The organism is Planococcus sp. CPCC 101016, assembly GCF_007859295.1.
Lineage (GTDB): Bacteria > Bacillota > Bacilli > Bacillales_A > Planococcaceae > Planococcus.
The window spans coordinates 1,245,518-1,263,139 of the sequence record NZ_VOHB01000002.1 but is presented as its reverse complement, the minus strand read 5'-3'; the positions used below and the strand labels follow the sequence as shown (position 1 = coordinate 1,263,139).

Here is a 17,622-nt window from a genome sequence, read left to right as displayed (position 1 = left end):
ACCACGTTATTAATATGAAAGGCCATATTCCCTAAAATAAAATGCTAAAGGAGAGGCAATATGTTTAATACAATATTTATCGAATCATTTAATTCTAAAGAAACAAAAAGGAATTGCTACTTGAATATTAGTAGTTCATTTTTTTCCGAGAGAATAGCAGCAGAACTGAAACCTACAAATTTAATGGTGCTACTTTGTTTATGTTCATTTGCAGAAAAAGAAGGAATTATCTCTGCTTCTCAAAGGGAAATTGCAAAAAGATCTGGCTTATCTAAAACCACAGTTAATAAAGCCATAAATGAATTATTGGAGTACCGTTATAAGGGAACCCCAATAATTTTTAGAGAGTTTAAAGGTATACAAGCGGTTTACATCCTTACAAGATATTGAAACTCTTTCTATTTAAATTTTGCAATTGCCCCTACTGATTTCTCGTTCTTAATAGTGCAGATACAGATTATCACCTTTTTACATTGCAGGGTTACGGTGCTATACGTTATAATTTTAATTAATTGAAAAGGACCGTTGCTTATAACTGCATGAGACTAACGGTTTGGACTAACGGTGGACTTCTGAAGGACTATCGTGAAGTAGCCGCTACCTTGACAGGGTAGAGGTCGCTGGTTCGAGCCCAGTAGGAATCATATAGCGTAATGTAAAAAATCCACACAGCCTACGAGGCTGTGTGGATTTTTCATTGTTTTAAATAAGTTGATAACTTTCGATTAGTTATGAGAATGGACATTTTCACCTCATAAAAAACACATGAGCGATTCTAGTGTTTGGAGAAGTGTCTGCTCGACTCCTGTGGACTAGCGAGACGGCCGAGACCCCGCAAGGAGCGTAGCGACTGAGGAGGCTTAGACGCGAGCCCACGGAAAGCGAGCGGGCGCTTCGGAAAACACGGTTTTCTAAAGTTTCTCGATAGCCTGAAAAAACCACGTAGCCAATAAGGTTACGTGGTTTTTTAGTACGTATATTTATTATCCAACAGTGGATAGCGAGCCAAAAAACGGCAAATGCAGCATTATAGTAGAAACAATACTAGTGTACTCAGTAGAATAGTGCCGTAGAAATAAAATCCATCTTGAAAGCTTATACTCTCTTCACCAAAGAAATATGAATTTAGCTGCTTCATTTAATCATCCCTTTTTTAAAAAATTCTCTTGTAATCTGCTTTCTATTTTTCAATCAACCGTTATAATCGATACCACTTCATCTATCGGCAGCCTGTGCTTTTCTGCAAAATTTCCATAGATGAGCATCCGGTTCCTGGCATCCATGCCTTCGATGATCCCTCTGTGTTCATAAATCACCCCAGCTTTCCAACTTTGGATAATAACTTCACATTGGCGCTTCAATGCAATTTCCATTTCTTCCTGGATCAGCTGCAGGTCAAATTCGTTCAGGTCCGGCTTTGGTACTTGTTCGTCTTTTTCGTACCACTCCCGGATCATTTCGACGTGCTCTGGCAGCATTAAGGCTGTCCACTTGATCCGTCCACGGTCTTTGATGTCGCCTACTGTCTTTAAATATTTATTGCGTTTCATTGGACCCACCCCTTATTCTTTATTGTGTCCGCCGATCAACTTTGTCCGTGCTATGGCAGTGCCGGCTTGCGTTCCGGAAATGCCCCGGTAAATTGCCGAGTAGCCATATCTTTTCCGGATAGTGTCCATCGCCTCCCCCAGTTTTCTATTTTCAAATTTCCTTTCATCAAAGAGGCTTAGCTGCATCGATGATTCCTCTTCCAGGTTGCTGATGGCAAGCGAAATCTGCCGAACGGGTTTGTGCTGAAAATGCTCGCGGAAAATGCTCAGGCACACCTGGTACATCTTTAGCGTGTCATTGGTTGCTTCGTCAATGGATCGCGAGCGGGAAAAGCCGCCTCCGAAAGCTGTCTTGCTATAGACGATGCTCAAGTGGATAGTCCGACCCGCTCGGCGGGCTTGACGTGTTCGCATCGCCACGTCTTCACACATCTCCAAAATAATCGTCATGATGTCTTTTTCTTCTATGTAATCACGGTACAAAATTTGGCCTTTGCCGTAGCTGACCTGTCCCTCGATCAAAGGAGATCCCATATCCGACAGATCGATGCCATTGGCATGCTGATGCAGTTGATTGCCCAAAATGCCAAATTGGTTTTCCAGAATGGAGATATCTGCACATGCCAAATCCCCAACAGAATAAATGCCCATGCTGTTCAAAGTCTTTTCTGTCCGGGATCCGATGCCCCACATTCTGCTTAAGGGCTTCACAGGCCATAGTTTCTTTGCCACATCTCCATAAGTCCAATACGCAAATCCTGTTTCTTTTGCTTCTAGATCCAGAGCCAGCTTCGCCATCAGCATATTCGGCCCTCCCCCTACGGAAGAAGGCAATTTAAAGCAATCCAGCAGCTCCTGTTGAATGCGGCGCATGGTTTCTTCAGGAGCCCCCCATAGTTTTTCGGTGCCTGTAAGCTCGATAAAACTCTCATCCACACTGTAGATATGAATCGACTCTTTCGGCACATAAGTTCCCAGCAATTCAGTAATAGCCATGGACTTCTGCAAATACAGCTTCATTTTCGGCTCGATCAGCAAAATGTCCTGATGATTGGGAATTTCAAAAAGCCGCGTGCCGGTTTTTACACCAAACCGCTTTTTCATCATCGGTGACGCTGCTAAGACGACGCTGCCTTTTCGCTCCTGGTTTCCAACAACCGCCAAGCAAGCTTCCAATGGATCCAACCCCAGCTCCACCGCTGAAACACTGGCGTAAAAACCACGCATATCGATACAGAATATATAACGTTCTGGCAATTCAGGTACTCTCATCATTACCACCTCTCGAAAAGGGAACGTATGTTCTTATTCTATACCACGAATGCAGCAGCGGCAATCCTTTTTAAGAAAATAAAAAATAGCCACCTCCATTCAGCAGAGCTGAACACCTTTGGAGGTGGCTTTATGAAAGCAACTTCACTGAATTGCTGACATGTTACTATAGACAACAATACAATCTCCTCGTAAAAACAAATTGGCTTCCACTTGTGATTCGTCAAATTTTCTAACAACTTTACATTTCATTGAAGGCACTATATGATTAGACAAGTAAGAAGTTAGACATCCATCATTCTTATGAGAGCACTGAAGTCCTGCTAAGATTTCAACCATGCAGAAGTTTCAGCTCAGTAGGAATCATTGGGTGCCAAACCCACTGCAAGCTTTAGGAACAAAGTTTGCTTTGAGAAAGTCATCGCCTTCGGGTGATGGCTTTTTTCGTTTTTCTGGTACTTGCAATTAAAAAACACAAAACCGGCCGGGCATCAGCCCGGCCGGTTTTGTGTTTTTATGCTTCTGCGGTTTTAGCAGGTTTTTTATCGCGTGCCAACCATTGGATCCCGAAGAGGATTACAAACGCAATCGCCCCAATCGTATCAGAAAAGCCTTCTGGATAAATCAAGGCCAACCCAGTTGCAAATGTCAGGACGCGCTCGATCCAGTTAAGCTTCCGGTACCAATAACCGATCAGTCCTGCTCCGATAGCAATCATACCGGTAAGGGCAGTAATCAATACCCAAATCAGCTCAGGCCAGGTCGTGTCGATCATCAGAAGAGCCGGTGACAAAACGAACATATACGGAATGATGAACGCCGCTATCGCCAGTTTTGCGGCAGTGAACCCGGTCCGTATCGGCTCGCCGCCTGAAATGCCTGATGCCGCAAAAGCAGCCAGCGCAACAGGCGGTGTAATATCGGCAATGATGCCGAAATAGAAGACGAACAAATGGGCAGATAAAGCAACTACAAGTGGCACCGCTGCTCCAACCGGTTCATCTATCATCAACAACGTGATGATAGCAGGCGCTGCTATCGTAGACGTAATGACGTAGTTGGCAGTTGTCGGTGAACCCATACCAAGGACAATTGCTGCCAGCATCGTGAAGAACAATGTTAACAGGATATTCCCACCTGAAGCGGAAACCAATCCGTTTGCCAGACTCAAGCCGAGTCCAGTTTTAACAACTACCCCGACGATAATCCCAGCCGCCGCTGTTGCTGCTGCAACAGCCAGTGCAGTGCGGGCACCATCAACCAGTGCCAAAATAATATCTTTGAAATTCAAACGCGTCTCTTTATTGAAAGCACTGACAAAAATCGTCAGTAAAATTCCGTAAAGTGCGGCCTGCATTGTCGGAATTCCGATCAACAGGAAGAAGATAATCGCAACAATCGGCAATAACAAGTAGATCTTTTTCAGGACTTCTTTGCGATCCGGCATTTCTTCCGGCGATAGTCCCTTCAAGCCAATCCGCTTTGCTTCGAAATGGGTCATGATCCAAACACCTGTGAAATACAAAAGAGCCGGTATTGCAGCCGCTTTAGCAATTTCCCAGTAAGTCACTCCTCCGATAAACTCCACCATCAGGAAGGCTGCTGCCCCCATGATCGGCGGCATCAATTGTCCGCCGGTAGAAGCTGCTGCTTCTACACCGCCGGCAAATTCTTTTTTATAGCCGAGTTTTTTCATCATCGGGATTGTATAAGAACCCGAGGTCACAACATTGGCAACAGAGCTCCCAGAAATGGTCCCTTGCAAGGCACTGGAGAAAATCGCCACTTTTGCCGGACCACCTGTCAAATTACCGGCTAGTGATACAGCTAAATCATTGAAATACTGACCGACTCCTGTTTTCACCAGGAAGGAACCGAATAACAAGAAGGTGAAGATAAAGGTTGCCGATACGCCGATCGGTGTCCCCAATATTCCATCGGTGGTATAAAACATCAGCTGGATAACCGAATCCAGATCCTGTCCTCGGTGGCGCAGGAATCCTGGGAAGTAAGGTCCGAAAAAGGCATATGCTAAAAATAAGCTGGCAATGACTGTAATCGGCATTCCTACTGCCCGCCGTGTTGCTTCAAGAGTCAGCAGGACCGCTAACACCCCGACGATCAGATCTAATTCAGTGACCCGCCCGAGACGGAATACCAAATCGTCGTACATGATCGGCCAATAGGCAGCTACGCCAATTGACAGCAAGGCTAGGATGTAATCGTACCAGGCGACCTTAAGCCGGTTGCCTTTACGTTTTCTGGCAGGGAATAATAGATAGATTAAAGACAGCGCAAATCCTAAGTGAACCGACCGCTGAATATAGGCTGTATATTGCCCAAAGATGGCTGTATAAAGCTGGAATATGGAAAATGCCAGTAATCCGAAAAAGACCACATGCTTGATGATTCCGCTTAAATCGCGTGTATTGGATTCAGGATCATATCTCTGTAAAATTTCCTTCTGCTTTTCTTCTGAGACGTAGGATTCATCCTCTGGTGGAAGCTTTTGCTGTTCACGTTCTTCTGGAGGCAACTTATCGCTCATCAATTCTCACTCCTTCTCTTAATTGAAATAGGGATAAGCGTTCTACCCGAAAAGTATACGACTTACCTCTTTCAAGCGTTTTTTTCAAATCCATCTGTTGCCCACTGGTGCTAAATGACAAACCCGCATCAACATCTCCCACAAACAGCCGGAACTCAGGAATTTCCCTTGTCATATTTTTGATGAAGTATTTACCGTCTTGTTCGACAAAGGTCTCTCCTTCTCCTGCATTTGAAGGCATGCCAATGTTAAAATCTTCGTATTCCAGTTCTGTCATCATCAAAGCGTCGCCGTCTACTATTTTGTAGCTTTCAATAACTTCTGACAGGTGGATCGAATGGGTATATATAATTTGGAAAAACCGGCTTTCGACCGGAACATAAGCCGCTAAATCGTCAGTCTCATTATCGATAAACACATAATTCTTTTGGTAAGGGGTGAATGCGATTAAGGAGCTGATTAGGATGAGGGAAACCGCTAAAGGAAGAAGCTTTTGTATCCGGAAAGACCGCATAGTCCATTCTCCTCCATCTGCAAAACAAATAACTGACGGCAGAGCTTCCGCTTTACCGTCAGTTAATCGCTTATTCGATTAATTTACTTCGTCGAAATATTTTTGTGCTCCAGGGTGGATATCGATTCCAATTCCGTCAAGAGCAGTTTCAGCTTTGATAAAGTCAGCTTTTGCGTGCTGGATTTGATCTGTGTTTTCATAGATCGCTTTTGTGATGTCATAAACAAGGTCTTCAGAAAGATCATTCTGGACAACTAACATCGCCAACACAGAAACCGTTGGAACTTCTTCAGTCAATCCGTAAATGCCAGAAGGTACAACGTCATGAGCGTAGTATGGATATTTCTCGATCAGCTCGTCCGCCTTGTCCTGCTCTACTGGAACAATTACAACGTCAGAAGTAGCGCCAAGACTTTCAACTGCGCCTGTTGGAGTTCCGGCAGTGATGAATGCCGCATCAATTTGACCTGACTGCAGGCTTTCCTGCGACTCACCAAAATCAAGATTCTGTGCATCAATATCGTCCATTGTCATGCCATGGATTTCCAATAATTGTTCAGCGTTAATATAAGTTCCGGATCCAGGAGCACCAACAGAGATGCTTTTCCCTGCTAAATCATCAAATGAAGCAATACCGGAATTCGCAGTTGTAACTAATTGAATCGTTTCCGGATAAAGTGCTCCAATAGCAGAGACGGTATCGATTACTTCGCCTTCAAACATATTTGATCCTTCAGCCGCATAGAAGGCTGTATCCGTTTGAACGAATGCGATCTGTGCCGCTCCATCAGCAAGTGCCGTCATGTTTGCAGCAGAAGCCTGTGAAACTTCAGCAGTTGTATCCAAGCCTGTTTCGTTTTCAATGATTGTCGCCATTGCGCCGCCAAGTGGATAATATGTTCCTGTCGTTCCGCCTGTCAAGATGCTTAGGAATTCGGGATCAGAAGCCCCGCCGCCCTCGCCTGCGGGTTCTGTAGCTGCGTCATCTCCACAACCTGCTAAAAATACAGATCCTGCCAGTGTTACCGCAGCAAACAAACCAAATTTCTTCTTCAACATAAAGTGACCTCCCTTTGTTCAACTTTTTTACATGTTTCATTTTCATAATACCATGGCTTTCTTACTAGTTTCAATGCATTCTGCAAATACAACCGCTTACAGAGAGAACATTGAGAAAACTCTTTATGTTTCAGCACCCTCTACATGTGTTTCAGGAGTCGTGTCTTCCGGAGCCAAATCTTCAAAGGTTTTGCCCTGCTCTTCAAGGTCACGCGTCCGGTGAGCAATGCGTGCCGACGCACATGCAGCAATACTTGCCACTAAATCATCCAGGAAAGTATGAACCTGGCCGCCGTATTTGGTATCCAATTTATGAATAATGCCCGTTTTATTTTTGTCCAAATGGCCAAATGTGGTCACGGCGATACTGCCATAAGTTAAGACCGCACCTAATCCGATCATTTCATCAACGCCAAAGAGTCCTTCATCAGATCCTACAATCTGTTGGAGTGGACGGGACAGTTTCCCCTGCTCTGCCAATTCGTCTAATTCAATCCCTACTAAAAGGGCATGCTGCATTTCGCGCTTACGCAAAACACTTTCTACCGATTCCATGCAATGCTCGATTTTAAGCCCTTCGTTAAAAGGAAGCTGCATATCCAAAACGATTTTGGCTATGTCTTCATTTGTGACTCCTCTGCGCTCTAATGCTTCATGCGTCGCTTTTGTAACATCATCTGAGTGAACTCTGTATCTTGCACCATCCATCTTAAAAACCCCTTCCCTCTAATTAGTTGGTGTTCTTTTCTCATTATACCTTGTACATTCATTATGGTACAATTTTCTTACAGAATCCTAGAGGAGGTATATCAATGACGACTGGAAAGGTAGAAGATTTATCCATCTACAGCAAGGAACTCCAAGAAGACATGCAATTGCTTGTCTATCTTCCTTCCAATTTCTCACCCTTATACAAATACACACTGGTCATCGCGTCTGATGGCAAAGACTATTTTCAATTAGGTCGAATTCCACGTGTCGTGGATGAGCTATTGGAAAAACAGGAAATCGAAAACATTATTGTGGTAGGTGTTCCTTATAAGAGTGTGGCTGATCGAAATAAAAAATACGAACCAACCGGTGAACAGCACAGTGCCTATTTGCGCTTTTTGGCACATGAACTGGTGCCTTACCTGGATGAAAAATACCCGACCTATCAAGTAGGCATGGGACGCGCATTAATCGGTGATTCGCTGGCTGCGACCGTATCCCTGATGGCGGCACTGAAATACCCGAACATTTTCGGCCGTGTTATCCTTCAGTCGCCGAAAGTCGGAACCGAAATGCTGACAGCAGTGGAAGCTTTTAAATCAGCCAACTCTTTTACGGTTTATCATGTTATTGGAAAACAAGAAACCGCTGTAAAACTAAGTTCAGGCGGAACCGAAGATTTTGTCGAACCAAATCGAAAATTAAATAATTTAATGAAAAATAAAGGGTTTTCGATCTTTTATGAAGAATTTGAAGGAGACCATACTTGGAAGCATTGGCAGCCCGATTTACGGCGTGCGCTTATTCAGAACTTCGGCATGTAAGGATCGAAGATGCTCCAAGGCATAATTACAGCATTACTATGAATGGTTATCACAGACAAGGAGGTCGTTAGGATGAAATATGGAGTTGCAGCTTTTCCCTCAAAAAAATTGCAGGATCTCGCCAATTCGTATCGAAAACGATATGATCCGCATTATGAGCTCATCACCCCTCATATGACGTTAAAAGAACCATTCGAGGCGGACGCATCAACAATTAAAGATATCGCGGCTGAAATGCATAACATCGCAAAGCGCCATCAACCGTTTAAACTGCACACCACACGGGTCAGCACGTTTTCCCCTGTAACCAACACCTTATACTTCAAGGTGGAACCGAATGCCGAAATCGCTGCTTTACACGAAGACTTGCATTCAGATTTCTTCGGTGGCATGCCGAAGCATTCTTTCGTACCGCATATCACAATCGGACAAAAACTGTCCGATACAGAACACGCCGATGTATTTGGGCAGTTGAAGATGGCAGGCATCGACCATGAAGAAATAATTGACCGCATGCACCTGCTCTATCAATTGGAAGATGGTTCATGGACGGTATACGAGACATTCAGATTAACTGGAGATGATCAATAAGTGCTGAAAGTAAAAATCGCTGAAAATCAAATGGAAAAAGAACAGGCTTTTGACGTCCGCAGAAAAGTTTTTGTGGAAGAACAACAGGTTCCCATCCATATTGAAATGGATGAATACGATGACAGTGCGATTCATTTTGTCGGTTACCAGCTGACTCAGCCGATTGCTGCCGGACGCATCCGGGAAGTCGAAACAGGTCTCGGCAAAGTGGAACGCGTATGTGTGCTTTCCGAGTATCGCGGCCAGCAGATTGGCGTGATGATGATGAATGAAATGGAGGAATATGCACGGACCCACGGCATTTTCAGACTCAAACTGAATGCTCAAACCCATGCGCTTTCCTTCTATGAAAAGCTTGGTTATGATGTCACATCAGATGAATTCATGGACGCGGGCATCCCCCACAAGTCGATGGAAAAAGTCATTGCTGGATAATTTAAGCAACAAAAAAAGCAGATCAGCCGAGTTATCGGTCGATCTGCTTTTTTATGCTTCTTAAAGAATATGGAACCCGCTGTCTACGTGGATAACTTCTCCCGTAATCCCGCGTGACATATCACTGAAAAGAAAAGCGGCTGTATCGCCCACTTCTTCCGGTGTCGTATTGCGGCGCAATGGTGCTCTTTCTTCAATTTCATGAAGAATGGAGTTGAAATCGCTGACACCTTTTGAAGACAGTGTACGGATCGGGCCTGAAGAAATTGCATTGACACGAATGCCGTGTCTTCCAAGATCAGCCGCTAAATAACGCACGGACATTTCAAGTGAAGCTTTTGCAACACCCATGACATTGTAGTTCGGCATTACGCGTTCGCCGCCAATATACGTCAATGCGACAATGCTTCCGCCTTCAGCCATCAACGGCTTCGCATTTTTTGCGATGCTTGTCAGTGAATAGGCGCTGATGTTGTGCGCCAATAGGAAACCATCTCTTGATGTATCCGAAAAATCGCCGGACAATTCCTCGCCTTTTGCAAACGCGATGCAATGTGCAAGTCCGTGAATCGTACCTACCTGTTCTTTAATAGCAGTGAAGCATTCCGCTACTGCTTCGTCGTTTGTCACGTCACATGGCAAAATCAATTCGTGGTTGCCGTCGAGCGTTGCTACCAAATCACGGACCGATTTTTCAAAGCGCTCACCTGCGTAAGTGAAAATCAGGTTTGCTCCGGATTGATCTAAAGAACGTGCAATGCCCCAAGCAATGCTGCGCTTGTTGGCTACTCCCATAATGACATAAGTCTTTCCTTCTAATGATATTGACATGTCCATTCCTCCTGCGTCTGTTATTATTACCTGGTACTAATAATACCTCACAAAAAAGAAAAGTGCAATTCGCACTTTTCTAGAGCCGGCTTAGGAATGTAGTTGCTAAGCCTAAATAAATTAAAATTGAAATAATGTCATTCAAGGTAGTGATAAAAGGTCCGGAAGCAACCGCTGGATCGATCTTCATCCGGTGGATCAATAAAGGGATGAATGAACCGGCTAAAGTCGCTACAAAAATAGAGCTCATGACGGCCGTTCCGACCAGCACGCCGATCAGCAATTCGCCTTTCCAGAAATACACGAGGCCGACCACAACGATGCCGCAGACGATACCGGTAATCAGTCCTGTTCCAGCTTCTCGGAACAGAAGTTTTGTTTTACTTTCCTCTTCGATGTCGCCTGTTGCAATTCCTCGAACAGCTACGGCCAAAGCCTGCGTTCCACTATTTCCTGCCATTCCTGCAATAAGCGGAATAAATACAGCAAGCAATGCCACCTGGTCCAGTGTCGCTTCAAACATTCCCATCAGATTGGCCGTCAACATGCCGAGGAAGGTCAACAGAATCAGCCAAGGCAGCCGTTTTTTAGCAGCAGTCAATGGCCCTTTGTCAAAAGTATCCATATCGGAGACAGCGGCCAGTTTGGAATAATCGTCTGACGCTTCTTCTTCCAATACGTCGATGATGTCATCGACTGTAATGATGCCGAGCAGATGGTTTTGAAAATCGACAACCGGCAATGCCAGGAAATCATAGTCTTTAATCATCCGGGCGACTTCTTCTTGGTCTTCGCTGACAGATACACTGACGACCCGTTCATTCATGATTGAGCTGATCAAGGTATCTTCTTCTGCAAGAATTAGATCTCTCAAGGTCACAATTCCTGAAAGTTTCTTATCGTCATCAACCACAAATACATAGTAGATGGTTTCAGCATTTGGTGCCGCATTGCGTAAAATGTTCATCGCTGAACGGACCGTGGAATTTTTCGGTATGGCCACAAATTCCGTGGTCATGATGGAACCGGCGGTATACTCTTCGTAATGCAGCAAGTCTTTGATTTGCTGAGCTGACTCTTTGTCCATAATCGTCAAATAACTGGCGACCTGTTCTTTATTCAATTCGTTTAAGACATCCACCGCGTCATCTGTGTACATATAGGAGAGTAGATCAGAAGCGTAACGGGCATCCATCTCTTGGAATAGATCTTCGTATTCGTCGTCATCCAATTCAATAGCTTCAAAAATATCCGCCATCTCTTTAGGAGAGAGATACTGATACAGCAATTGCCTGGTTTCGGAATCCGCCTTTTCATAAAAACTTGCCTGGTCGTATGGATGGTGTGCTAGAAACTCATCGCGGAATTCCTTGACGTCTCCGCGAATAAGCAATTCTGTGAACAATGCATCATTCATTTCTTCATCACGTACTACTTTTTCTTCCATCATGTATACTCCCTCCTTTCGAAGATTCTGTTTGCTTGCTATAGTAGTCTATACGTTAGACTATGGCTATGTATAGTAATTTTTCAATAAAGAGGTGTGGATTATGAAATATGATATTATCGGCGACATTCACGGATGCTACCAAGAGCTTATCCAGCTCATCGAACGGTTAGGCTATCAGAAAAAAGACGCTATCTTTATTCATCCGGACAACAGAAAACTTGCTTTTGTCGGTGATGCGATGGATCGTGGGCCTGAGTCATTGAAAGTCCTGCGCTTATTGTTTGCCCTCCAGGATGAAGGCATCCTTTACTATTCCCCTGGAAATCATTGCAATAAACTTTTCCGTTATTTTAAAGGACATAATGTTCAGCTGGCGCATGGATTGGAAATGACTGTAGCCGAATGGAAGCAACTGCCCAAACAGGAACAACAGCAATTTCGAAAACGTTATATTCACTTTTATGAACAGCTGCCGCATTACCAACAGCTTGAAAATGACTTGATTGTTGCACATGCCGGATTAAAGGCTGAAATGATCGGAAAACCGCTGAGCAAAGGCATTGCGGTATTTGTGCTGTACGGCGATATCACCGGTAGGTTCCATGCCGATGGCCGTCCGGTCCGGCGTGACTGGGCTAAATCTTACAGAGGAAAAAAATGGGTGGTATATGGCCATACGCCGACTGCTGAGCCCTATTTTGTCAACCGGACGGTTAATATCGATACCGGCTGCGTTTTTGGCGGCGCGTTGACTGCCTTTCGCTTTCCTGAAAAAGAACTTGTCTCAGTTCCTTCCCTGCAGCCTTATCAGCCCGACCGCTTCCATATCTACAGTTAAATCAGCGACTGCATATCTTCATTTAATGAAGAGCTGAAAAACAACTTGTCTCCAGAAACCGGATGGATCAATTCCAATTCTGTACAATGAAGCGCCTGGCGTCCCACTAGATTCCTTTGGCCGCCATACAGATCATCTCCAACCAATGGATGGCCGATATGAGCTAAATGAACACGAATTTGATGGGTTCTGCCGGTATTCAGTTGCAGCATGATATGCGTAAAGCCTGGAAGCCTTTTGAGCACCCGCACTTCGGTTTCTGCGAATTGTCCGTCTTCACGGACTTCCCGTTCGATGATGCTCGTATTTTTTCGGCCGATTGGAGCCGTTATCGTAAATTTATCTTCATCCAGCTGGCCATGGACCAGCGCCTCATACCGCCGTTTCATCTTTTTCTCCTGCTGCTGCAGCGAGATCATATGATGGATATGGCGGTTTTTTGCAATGCAGACCAGTCCTGAAGTATCCCGGTCCAGCCGCGTCGCAATATGCAGGGTGGAAGGAATGCCATGGTCATTGAAATGCTTGGCGACAATATTGGCCAGGCTGCCAAAAGGATGCTCTCGCGATGGAATGGTATTTTGCAAAGGCGGCTTTTCAACAATCAGCAATGCCTCATCCTCATAAACGATTTCCAAGTCGCCGTCCTCAGCAGCCAACCCTTTTCCATGCTCTTCATTCGGAAAAATAACGGTCACAGCATCACCTTTTTTCAAGGTATGCCTGACCGTTACTTCTGCACCGTTTACTAAAATCTGCCCACCGCCATATTTAACGGAAGCTAATGTCCGTTTGGAGATGCCCCATTTCCCGAGTGCTTCGCGCAGCAGACTCGAACCTTCAGCAGTATACGTTAACTGAAAAGGATTCATGGCGTTCAATCCGAAAGCTCGCTATCGATAAAGGAATCGTGGACACGCTGCCAGAATGGGAAAGCACGGAACCTCGCGAAGCGGACTTTTTCATTGGCAACTTTGTACTCGATCGATTTCACGTCTTTATGAAGCAGCTGCAGATGATCGACAGTGACCATGAAGTCAGGTGCTTTTACCGGACGCAAAGCACATCTGTGATGTCCCGGCAGAACCAGTGGCGATCCGACTGTCCGGAATACCCGGTTGTTGATGGATGCCATCTCTGTCAATTGCATCGCTTGAAGTGAAGGGTGAATGATTGCTCCGCCCAATGCTTTATTATAGGCAGTACTCCCCGAAGGAGTAGACATGCACAGGCCATCTCCTCTAAAGCGTTCGAAATGGCTTTCATTCAAAAAGACATCCATCACCAGCGTGACGTCCGGTGATTTTACAGTCGATTCATTCAAAGCCAGATAAACAGCCGGCTCATCTAGATTTTGGTAGTGGATGCTGACTTCCAGCAAAGGATACTCGATTACTTCGTATTCCTTTTTGGCAATGGACAAGACCAGCTTTTCAATTTCAATCGGCTTCCAGTCGGCATAAAAGCCTAGATGGCCTGTATGTATTCCGACAAAGGCAACATCCGCCAGCTTCTCGCTGTATTTATGGAATGCATGAAGCAAAGTCCCATCGCCGCCAATCGATAGGACGACATCTGGTTCTTCTTCGTTCCATTCCATTCCAAAATCCTCTAAGTAATTCCTCGCAGTGGCCATTAATTCATTGGATAATTTGTCGCTTCTGGATATGATATAAAATTTCATCGTTATGATCGGCCTCCCTCTCTATCGGTTCGAAAATGTGTACCGGGTGATTCCTTGAATTCAGTAAAATAAGCTTGCGCTTCCTGAATTTCGTCCCGAATCTGTGACATTTCTTCATCCAATTGGAATGCGGCTTCCGCTGCACGCTGAAGCCGGTTCTTGATCTCTTCCGGAAAAACACCTTTATATTTGTAATTCAACGAATGCTCAATCGAAGCCCAAAAATTCATTGCCAGGGTACGGATTTGGATTTCCGCCAAAATCAGCTGTTCCCCATTGATCGTTTGGACCGGATACTCCACAATAACGTGGTAAGATCGATAGCCACTCTGCTTTTCGTGGGAGATGTAGTCTTTTTCTTCTACAATCCGTAAGTCCTTGCGCTGTCTGAGCAAACCAACTACGGTTTCGATATCTCCGACAAATTGACACATCATCCGGATTCCCGCAATGTCCTGCAATTGATGGGCAAGTTCTTCGGAAGGCTCAAATGGAATGCCTTTTTCAAGGGTTTTATCGTAGATGCTGGCTAAAGGTTTGACTCGGCCCGTTACAAATTCGATCGGTGAATTTGTATTGTCGTTCTCAAACTGGCTTCGCATCCCTTTGAATTTTATTTTTAATTCGTCCACTGCCTGTTTATATGGTGCTAAAAATCGATTCCATTGACCCATCTCCGGTCCTCCTCACTTCTTTCAAGATCGTGAAGCAAGTGCCTCATGAAATGCCTGTTCTACAGCGGTGCGGAAAGCTTCACCGTAATTGTCATTGCCTTCTATGTTTTCCACCAGCATCCATAGCTCTTCATGGAAATCCGCAAGCGGCATGATTTGTTTGCCCCATGTCAGAAGCGGAACTTTTTTCAGCTGCAGCGCTTTGGTCAACGCCGGCCATGTATGTATGTCAAATTGAACATATATATATTCAGTACCCGTATCCAGCAAATAGACAAACGCCTGATTGTCGGAATCCGTAAGCATTTGACCCGACGCTTCAATTGATTCTGCCGGTTCGATTTCATCAATAAAGAACTCAATTTCATTTTCAGTCATATGGGTTCTGTTTACTGCCACTAATTTATGCAAATCGATACTTCCTTTCTGACTTCTTAATAATGATATTTTACCACAGCTCTGCCATTCGTTGCAGTTTGCACTAAACTATCCGATAATGAAGTTACTAGAGAGGTGTTCAACATGTCAAAAGAACTTGAAATTGAATTTAAAAATATGCTGACAAAAGAAGAGTATGCACATTTGCTGAAAGAATTTGCCGATTTCCATATCAACCCCGTCACACAGCACAATCATTATTTCGATACAGCCGACTTTGAGCTAAAAAGACAAAAGAGTGCCCTACGCATCCGGCAAAAAAACGGGCGATTTGAATGCACCCTGAAGATCCCTGCAACTGTTGGCCATTATGAAATCACGGATCAATTGACCCGTGAACAGGCACGTCGTATGCTTGAATTGAATACATTTGAAGCTACTGAAGTAGCAGAAGCTCTTCAGACAATGGATGTATCACTCCCTGAACTCAAACAGATTGGCACACTGACCACACACCGTGTCGAATTCGAGTACCTCGATGGCTTGCTCGTAATCGACCATTCAGAATACAATGGTCAAGAAGATTTTGAGTTGGAATTTGAAGTGTCGGATGCTGAAGCAGGACATAAACGATTCCTTGAGTTCCTTGACCAGCACAAAATCCAAGAACGTCCCGCAAACAAAAAAATCGCACGTTTCATGCAATCTGCAGCGGCACATTCCGAAGACCAATAGATTATAAATCCAATATCTCCCATCTCCTCAATCGATTTGGTTGAGATATTCGTGCTGCGTTGTTAGAATGAATTTACAGCTAAAGCAAAGGAGACACGATAATGACTGGAAAACCGATTATTCCGTATGAAGAGATTGGTGCGGAAACATTATCTCAGTTAGTCGATGCATTTTATACTCGCGTAGCGGCACATCCAAAGCTGCAGCCTATTTTTCCAGATGACCTTTCAGAAACGGCCCGTAAACAAAAACAATTCTTAACCCAATATTTAGGTGGACCCAATATATACTCAGAAGAACATGGACACCCAAGATTAAGAGCAAGACACAGCCCGTTCGCAATTACACCTGCTAGAGCTCAGGCTTGGCTTGAGTGCATGAGTGAAGCAATGGACGAAGTAGGGTTAAGTGGGAAATTTCGCGAAACCTTATACAATCGACTTGTTTTAACTGCACATCATATGATCAATGAGTCTGATAGTGAGGAGGAGTTGGAGTGAGCAATCTAGATTTGGCCCAAGAAATTCGCGAACCTGCGAATTCTTTCAAACCAATGGAACTGTATGTTTTCGTAGATCCCCTGAATCCGGAATGCTGGGAGCTGCAGGCAGTCATCCGAAAATTACAAATTGAGTACGGCCATTATTTTTCTATGAGAGTTGTCTTGAGTACGCAACTATTCAACTTAAACAAAGCAACACTTTCAGCAAATATCGATACCGATAACTTAACTCATCCTGTATTGCCCTCCGTTGCCATAAAGGCTGCGGAGCTTCAAGGAAAGCGATCCGGAAACCGGTTCTTACACAAACTGCAGGAGCATCTGTTCCTTCAGTCAAAAGACGTTTCTTCTTACAGCGTCCTATTGGAAATCGCGGAAGAAGCAGAACTGGATCAGGAAGAATTCAAGTTGGATTTCCATTCTGTACATACCGCGAAAGCTTTTCAATGCGATTTACAGATTACCCGCGAGATGGAAATCAACGAAGTACCAAGTATCGTTTTTTTCAATGAATGTATTGAAGACGAAGGTGTTAAAGTATCTGGCCTTTATTCATATGATGTTTACCAAACGATTCTACAGGAAATGATGGGCGAAGAAAGCCTGAATCGGCAAACCCCACCTTCCTTGGACGATCTCTTTACTAAATACTCAACTATGGCAACTAGAGAAATTGCTTCTATATACAATATTTCTGAGCAAACCGCAGAATGCGAGTTAAAAAAACAAGTTCTTCAACAAAAACTCGAACGCATTTGCATGCCGAAAGAAACCTTGTGGAAAGTAAAATAACCTGCCTCCCTTTTGGGAGACAGGTTATTTTTTTGATGTATTACTGGCTTTAGCAAGTATTCACGATTTATTGGCAAGTATTTTGGCGTCTATGGAAAGTATTTTTCCTTAAACAGAAAGTATTTGTACGCAATCTGAAAGTATTTCCAATTTAATGGAATAATAATAATAATAATATATTCAGTTATACCCGTCGAATCTACACGACTGCTTCCGCTTTTCTGGAACCAAAGC

At 44.2% G+C, this 17,622-nt stretch carries 20 protein-coding genes; 8 read left to right on the top strand and 12 right to left on the bottom strand.

The genetic code is table 11. From position 1 onward, the window contains the following. Positions 1–60 precede the first annotated feature (60 nt). The gene (locus FQV26_RS05795; protein WP_146556411.1) at positions 61–390 is read left to right on the top strand and encodes a helix-turn-helix domain-containing protein; all 330 of its coding nucleotides are present in this window, start codon (positions 61–63) and stop codon (positions 388–390) included. Positions 391–1,187: 797 nt separating this feature from the next. On the opposite strand, the gene FQV26_RS05790 is transcribed toward FQV26_RS05795, so the two are convergent. The 6 genes from FQV26_RS05790 to FQV26_RS05765 form a co-directional block, all read right to left on the bottom strand. Beyond that, a complete protein-coding gene (locus FQV26_RS05790) occupies positions 1,188–1,550 on the bottom strand; it encodes a YolD-like family protein (protein WP_146556410.1) in 363 nt (120 codons plus the stop codon). Between the two features lie 12 nt (positions 1,551–1,562). Beyond that, a complete protein-coding gene (locus FQV26_RS05785) occupies positions 1,563–2,822 on the bottom strand; it encodes a Y-family DNA polymerase (protein ID WP_146556409.1) in 1,260 nt (419 codons plus the stop codon). Positions 2,823–3,336: 514 nt separating this feature from the next. Then, positions 3,337–5,370: a TRAP transporter permease gene (locus tag FQV26_RS05780; protein WP_146556408.1), complete on the bottom strand. Its 2,034-nt coding sequence runs from the start codon at positions 5,368–5,370 to the stop codon at positions 3,337–3,339. Further along, the gene (locus tag FQV26_RS05775) at positions 5,360–5,884 is read right to left on the bottom strand and encodes a DUF1850 domain-containing protein (protein WP_146556407.1); all 525 of its coding nucleotides are present in this window, start codon (positions 5,882–5,884) and stop codon (positions 5,360–5,362) included. Before FQV26_RS05775 ends, FQV26_RS05780 begins: the two co-directional genes overlap by 11 nt. A 78-nt stretch (positions 5,885–5,962) precedes the next feature. Then, positions 5,963–6,943, bottom strand: a complete 981-nt coding sequence (locus tag FQV26_RS05770; protein ID WP_146556406.1) for a TAXI family TRAP transporter solute-binding subunit — start codon at positions 6,941–6,943, stop codon at positions 5,963–5,965. A gap of 123 nt (positions 6,944–7,066) precedes the next feature. Beyond that, the gene (locus FQV26_RS05765; protein ID WP_146556405.1) at positions 7,067–7,651 is read right to left on the bottom strand and encodes a phosphatidylglycerophosphatase A family protein; all 585 of its coding nucleotides are present in this window, start codon (positions 7,649–7,651) and stop codon (positions 7,067–7,069) included. 104 nt (positions 7,652–7,755) lie between these two features. Between FQV26_RS05765 and FQV26_RS05760 the strand changes: the two genes are divergently transcribed. The 3 genes from FQV26_RS05760 (at position 7,756) to FQV26_RS05750 (ending at position 9,504) form a co-directional block, all read left to right on the top strand. Further along, entirely contained in the window at positions 7,756–8,478 is a 723-nt protein-coding gene (locus tag FQV26_RS05760; protein WP_146556404.1) for an alpha/beta hydrolase, read from the top strand. Between the two features lie 72 nt (positions 8,479–8,550). Beyond that, the gene (locus tag FQV26_RS05755) at positions 8,551–9,069 is read left to right on the top strand and encodes a YjcG family protein (protein WP_146556403.1); all 519 of its coding nucleotides are present in this window, start codon (positions 8,551–8,553) and stop codon (positions 9,067–9,069) included. Beyond that, complete coding sequence (locus FQV26_RS05750; RefSeq protein ID WP_146556402.1) at positions 9,070–9,504, top strand: GNAT family N-acetyltransferase; 435 nt, start codon at positions 9,070–9,072, stop codon at positions 9,502–9,504. Positions 9,505–9,564: 60 nt separating this feature from the next. On the opposite strand, the gene fabI is transcribed toward FQV26_RS05750, so the two are convergent. After that, positions 9,565–10,335, bottom strand: a complete 771-nt coding sequence (gene fabI / locus FQV26_RS05745) for an enoyl-ACP reductase FabI (protein ID WP_146556401.1) — start codon at positions 10,333–10,335, stop codon at positions 9,565–9,567. A gap of 79 nt (positions 10,336–10,414) precedes the next feature. Further along, positions 10,415–11,785, bottom strand: a complete 1,371-nt coding sequence (gene mgtE, locus FQV26_RS05740) for a magnesium transporter (RefSeq protein WP_146556400.1) — start codon at positions 11,783–11,785, stop codon at positions 10,415–10,417. 100 nt (positions 11,786–11,885) lie between these two features. On the opposite strand from mgtE, the gene prpE reads away from it, so the two are divergent. Next, positions 11,886–12,623, top strand: a complete 738-nt coding sequence (gene prpE, locus FQV26_RS05735) for a bis(5'-nucleosyl)-tetraphosphatase PrpE (protein ID WP_146556399.1) — start codon at positions 11,886–11,888, stop codon at positions 12,621–12,623. Here the strand turns inward: prpE and FQV26_RS05730 are convergent. Genes FQV26_RS05730 through FQV26_RS05715 form a run of 4 tightly spaced genes read right to left on the bottom strand, consistent with a single transcriptional unit; the run spans position 12,620 to position 15,392 of the window. Then, positions 12,620–13,495 (bottom strand): RluA family pseudouridine synthase, encoded by an 876-nt coding sequence (locus FQV26_RS05730; RefSeq protein WP_146556398.1) that lies wholly within the window; start codon positions 13,493–13,495, stop codon positions 12,620–12,622. The genes prpE and FQV26_RS05730 overlap by 4 nt on opposite strands. Before the next feature lie 5 nt (positions 13,496–13,500). Then, positions 13,501–14,307 (bottom strand): NAD kinase, encoded by an 807-nt coding sequence (locus FQV26_RS05725; protein WP_146556397.1) that lies wholly within the window; start codon positions 14,305–14,307, stop codon positions 13,501–13,503. Positions 14,308–14,309: 2 nt separating this feature from the next. Then, the gene (gene yjbM, locus FQV26_RS05720; RefSeq protein ID WP_146556396.1) at positions 14,310–14,981 is read right to left on the bottom strand and encodes a GTP diphosphokinase; all 672 of its coding nucleotides are present in this window, start codon (positions 14,979–14,981) and stop codon (positions 14,310–14,312) included. A 21-nt stretch (positions 14,982–15,002) separates the two neighbouring features. Beyond that, complete coding sequence (locus FQV26_RS05715) at positions 15,003–15,392, bottom strand: UPF0738 family protein (protein ID WP_146556395.1); 390 nt, start codon at positions 15,390–15,392, stop codon at positions 15,003–15,005. Positions 15,393–15,503: 111 nt separating this feature from the next. Between FQV26_RS05715 and FQV26_RS05710 the strand changes: the two genes are divergently transcribed. From FQV26_RS05710 to FQV26_RS05700, 3 genes are all read left to right on the top strand, one after another. Next, on the top strand, positions 15,504–16,094 hold the full coding sequence (locus FQV26_RS05710; RefSeq protein ID WP_146556394.1) for a CYTH domain-containing protein: 591 nt from the start codon (positions 15,504–15,506) through the stop codon (positions 16,092–16,094). 101 nt (positions 16,095–16,195) lie between these two features. Beyond that, positions 16,196–16,594: a globin domain-containing protein gene (locus FQV26_RS05705; protein WP_146556393.1), complete on the top strand. Its 399-nt coding sequence runs from the start codon at positions 16,196–16,198 to the stop codon at positions 16,592–16,594. After that, positions 16,591–17,388 carry a ClpXP adapter SpxH family protein gene (locus FQV26_RS05700; protein ID WP_146556392.1) on the top strand — a complete coding sequence of 266 codons (798 nt, stop codon included), beginning with the start codon at positions 16,591–16,593 and terminating at the stop codon, positions 17,386–17,388. The genes FQV26_RS05705 and FQV26_RS05700 overlap by 4 nt, the downstream gene beginning before the upstream one ends. Positions 17,389–17,622: the final 234 nt, after the last annotated feature.

What these genes read in the sequence shown, in the direction of transcription:
- FQV26_RS05795 (WP_146556411.1), top strand. Translation starts at nt 61, where the DNA reads ATGTTTAATACAATATTTATCGAATCATTTAATTCTAAAGAAACAAAA.
- FQV26_RS05790 (WP_146556410.1), bottom strand. Translation starts at nt 1,550, where the DNA reads ATGAAACGCAATAAATATTTAAAGACAGTAGGCGACATCAAAGACCGT.
- FQV26_RS05785 (WP_146556409.1), bottom strand. Translation starts at nt 2,822, where the DNA reads ATGAGAGTACCTGAATTGCCAGAACGTTATATATTCTGTATCGATATG.
- FQV26_RS05780 (WP_146556408.1), bottom strand. Translation starts at nt 5,370, where the DNA reads ATGAGCGATAAGTTGCCTCCAGAAGAACGTGAACAGCAAAAGCTTCCA.
- FQV26_RS05775 (WP_146556407.1), bottom strand. Translation starts at nt 5,884, where the DNA reads ATGCGGTCTTTCCGGATACAAAAGCTTCTTCCTTTAGCGGTTTCCCTC.
- FQV26_RS05770 (WP_146556406.1), bottom strand. Translation starts at nt 6,943, where the DNA reads ATGTTGAAGAAGAAATTTGGTTTGTTTGCTGCGGTAACACTGGCAGGA.
- FQV26_RS05765 (WP_146556405.1), bottom strand. Translation starts at nt 7,651, where the DNA reads ATGGATGGTGCAAGATACAGAGTTCACTCAGATGATGTTACAAAAGCG.
- FQV26_RS05760 (WP_146556404.1), top strand. Translation starts at nt 7,756, where the DNA reads ATGACGACTGGAAAGGTAGAAGATTTATCCATCTACAGCAAGGAACTC.
- FQV26_RS05755 (WP_146556403.1), top strand. Translation starts at nt 8,551, where the DNA reads ATGAAATATGGAGTTGCAGCTTTTCCCTCAAAAAAATTGCAGGATCTC.
- fabI (WP_146556401.1), bottom strand. Translation starts at nt 10,335, where the DNA reads ATGTCAATATCATTAGAAGGAAAGACTTATGTCATTATGGGAGTAGCC.
- mgtE (WP_146556400.1), bottom strand. Translation starts at nt 11,785, where the DNA reads ATGATGGAAGAAAAAGTAGTACGTGATGAAGAAATGAATGATGCATTG.
- prpE (WP_146556399.1), top strand. Translation starts at nt 11,886, where the DNA reads ATGAAATATGATATTATCGGCGACATTCACGGATGCTACCAAGAGCTT.
- FQV26_RS05730 (WP_146556398.1), bottom strand. Translation starts at nt 13,495, where the DNA reads ATGAATCCTTTTCAGTTAACGTATACTGCTGAAGGTTCGAGTCTGCTG.
- FQV26_RS05725 (WP_146556397.1), bottom strand. Translation starts at nt 14,307, where the DNA reads ATGAAATTTTATATCATATCCAGAAGCGACAAATTATCCAATGAATTA.
- yjbM (WP_146556396.1), bottom strand. Translation starts at nt 14,981, where the DNA reads ATGGGTCAATGGAATCGATTTTTAGCACCATATAAACAGGCAGTGGAC.
- FQV26_RS05710 (WP_146556394.1), top strand. Translation starts at nt 15,504, where the DNA reads ATGTCAAAAGAACTTGAAATTGAATTTAAAAATATGCTGACAAAAGAA.
- FQV26_RS05705 (WP_146556393.1), top strand. Translation starts at nt 16,196, where the DNA reads ATGACTGGAAAACCGATTATTCCGTATGAAGAGATTGGTGCGGAAACA.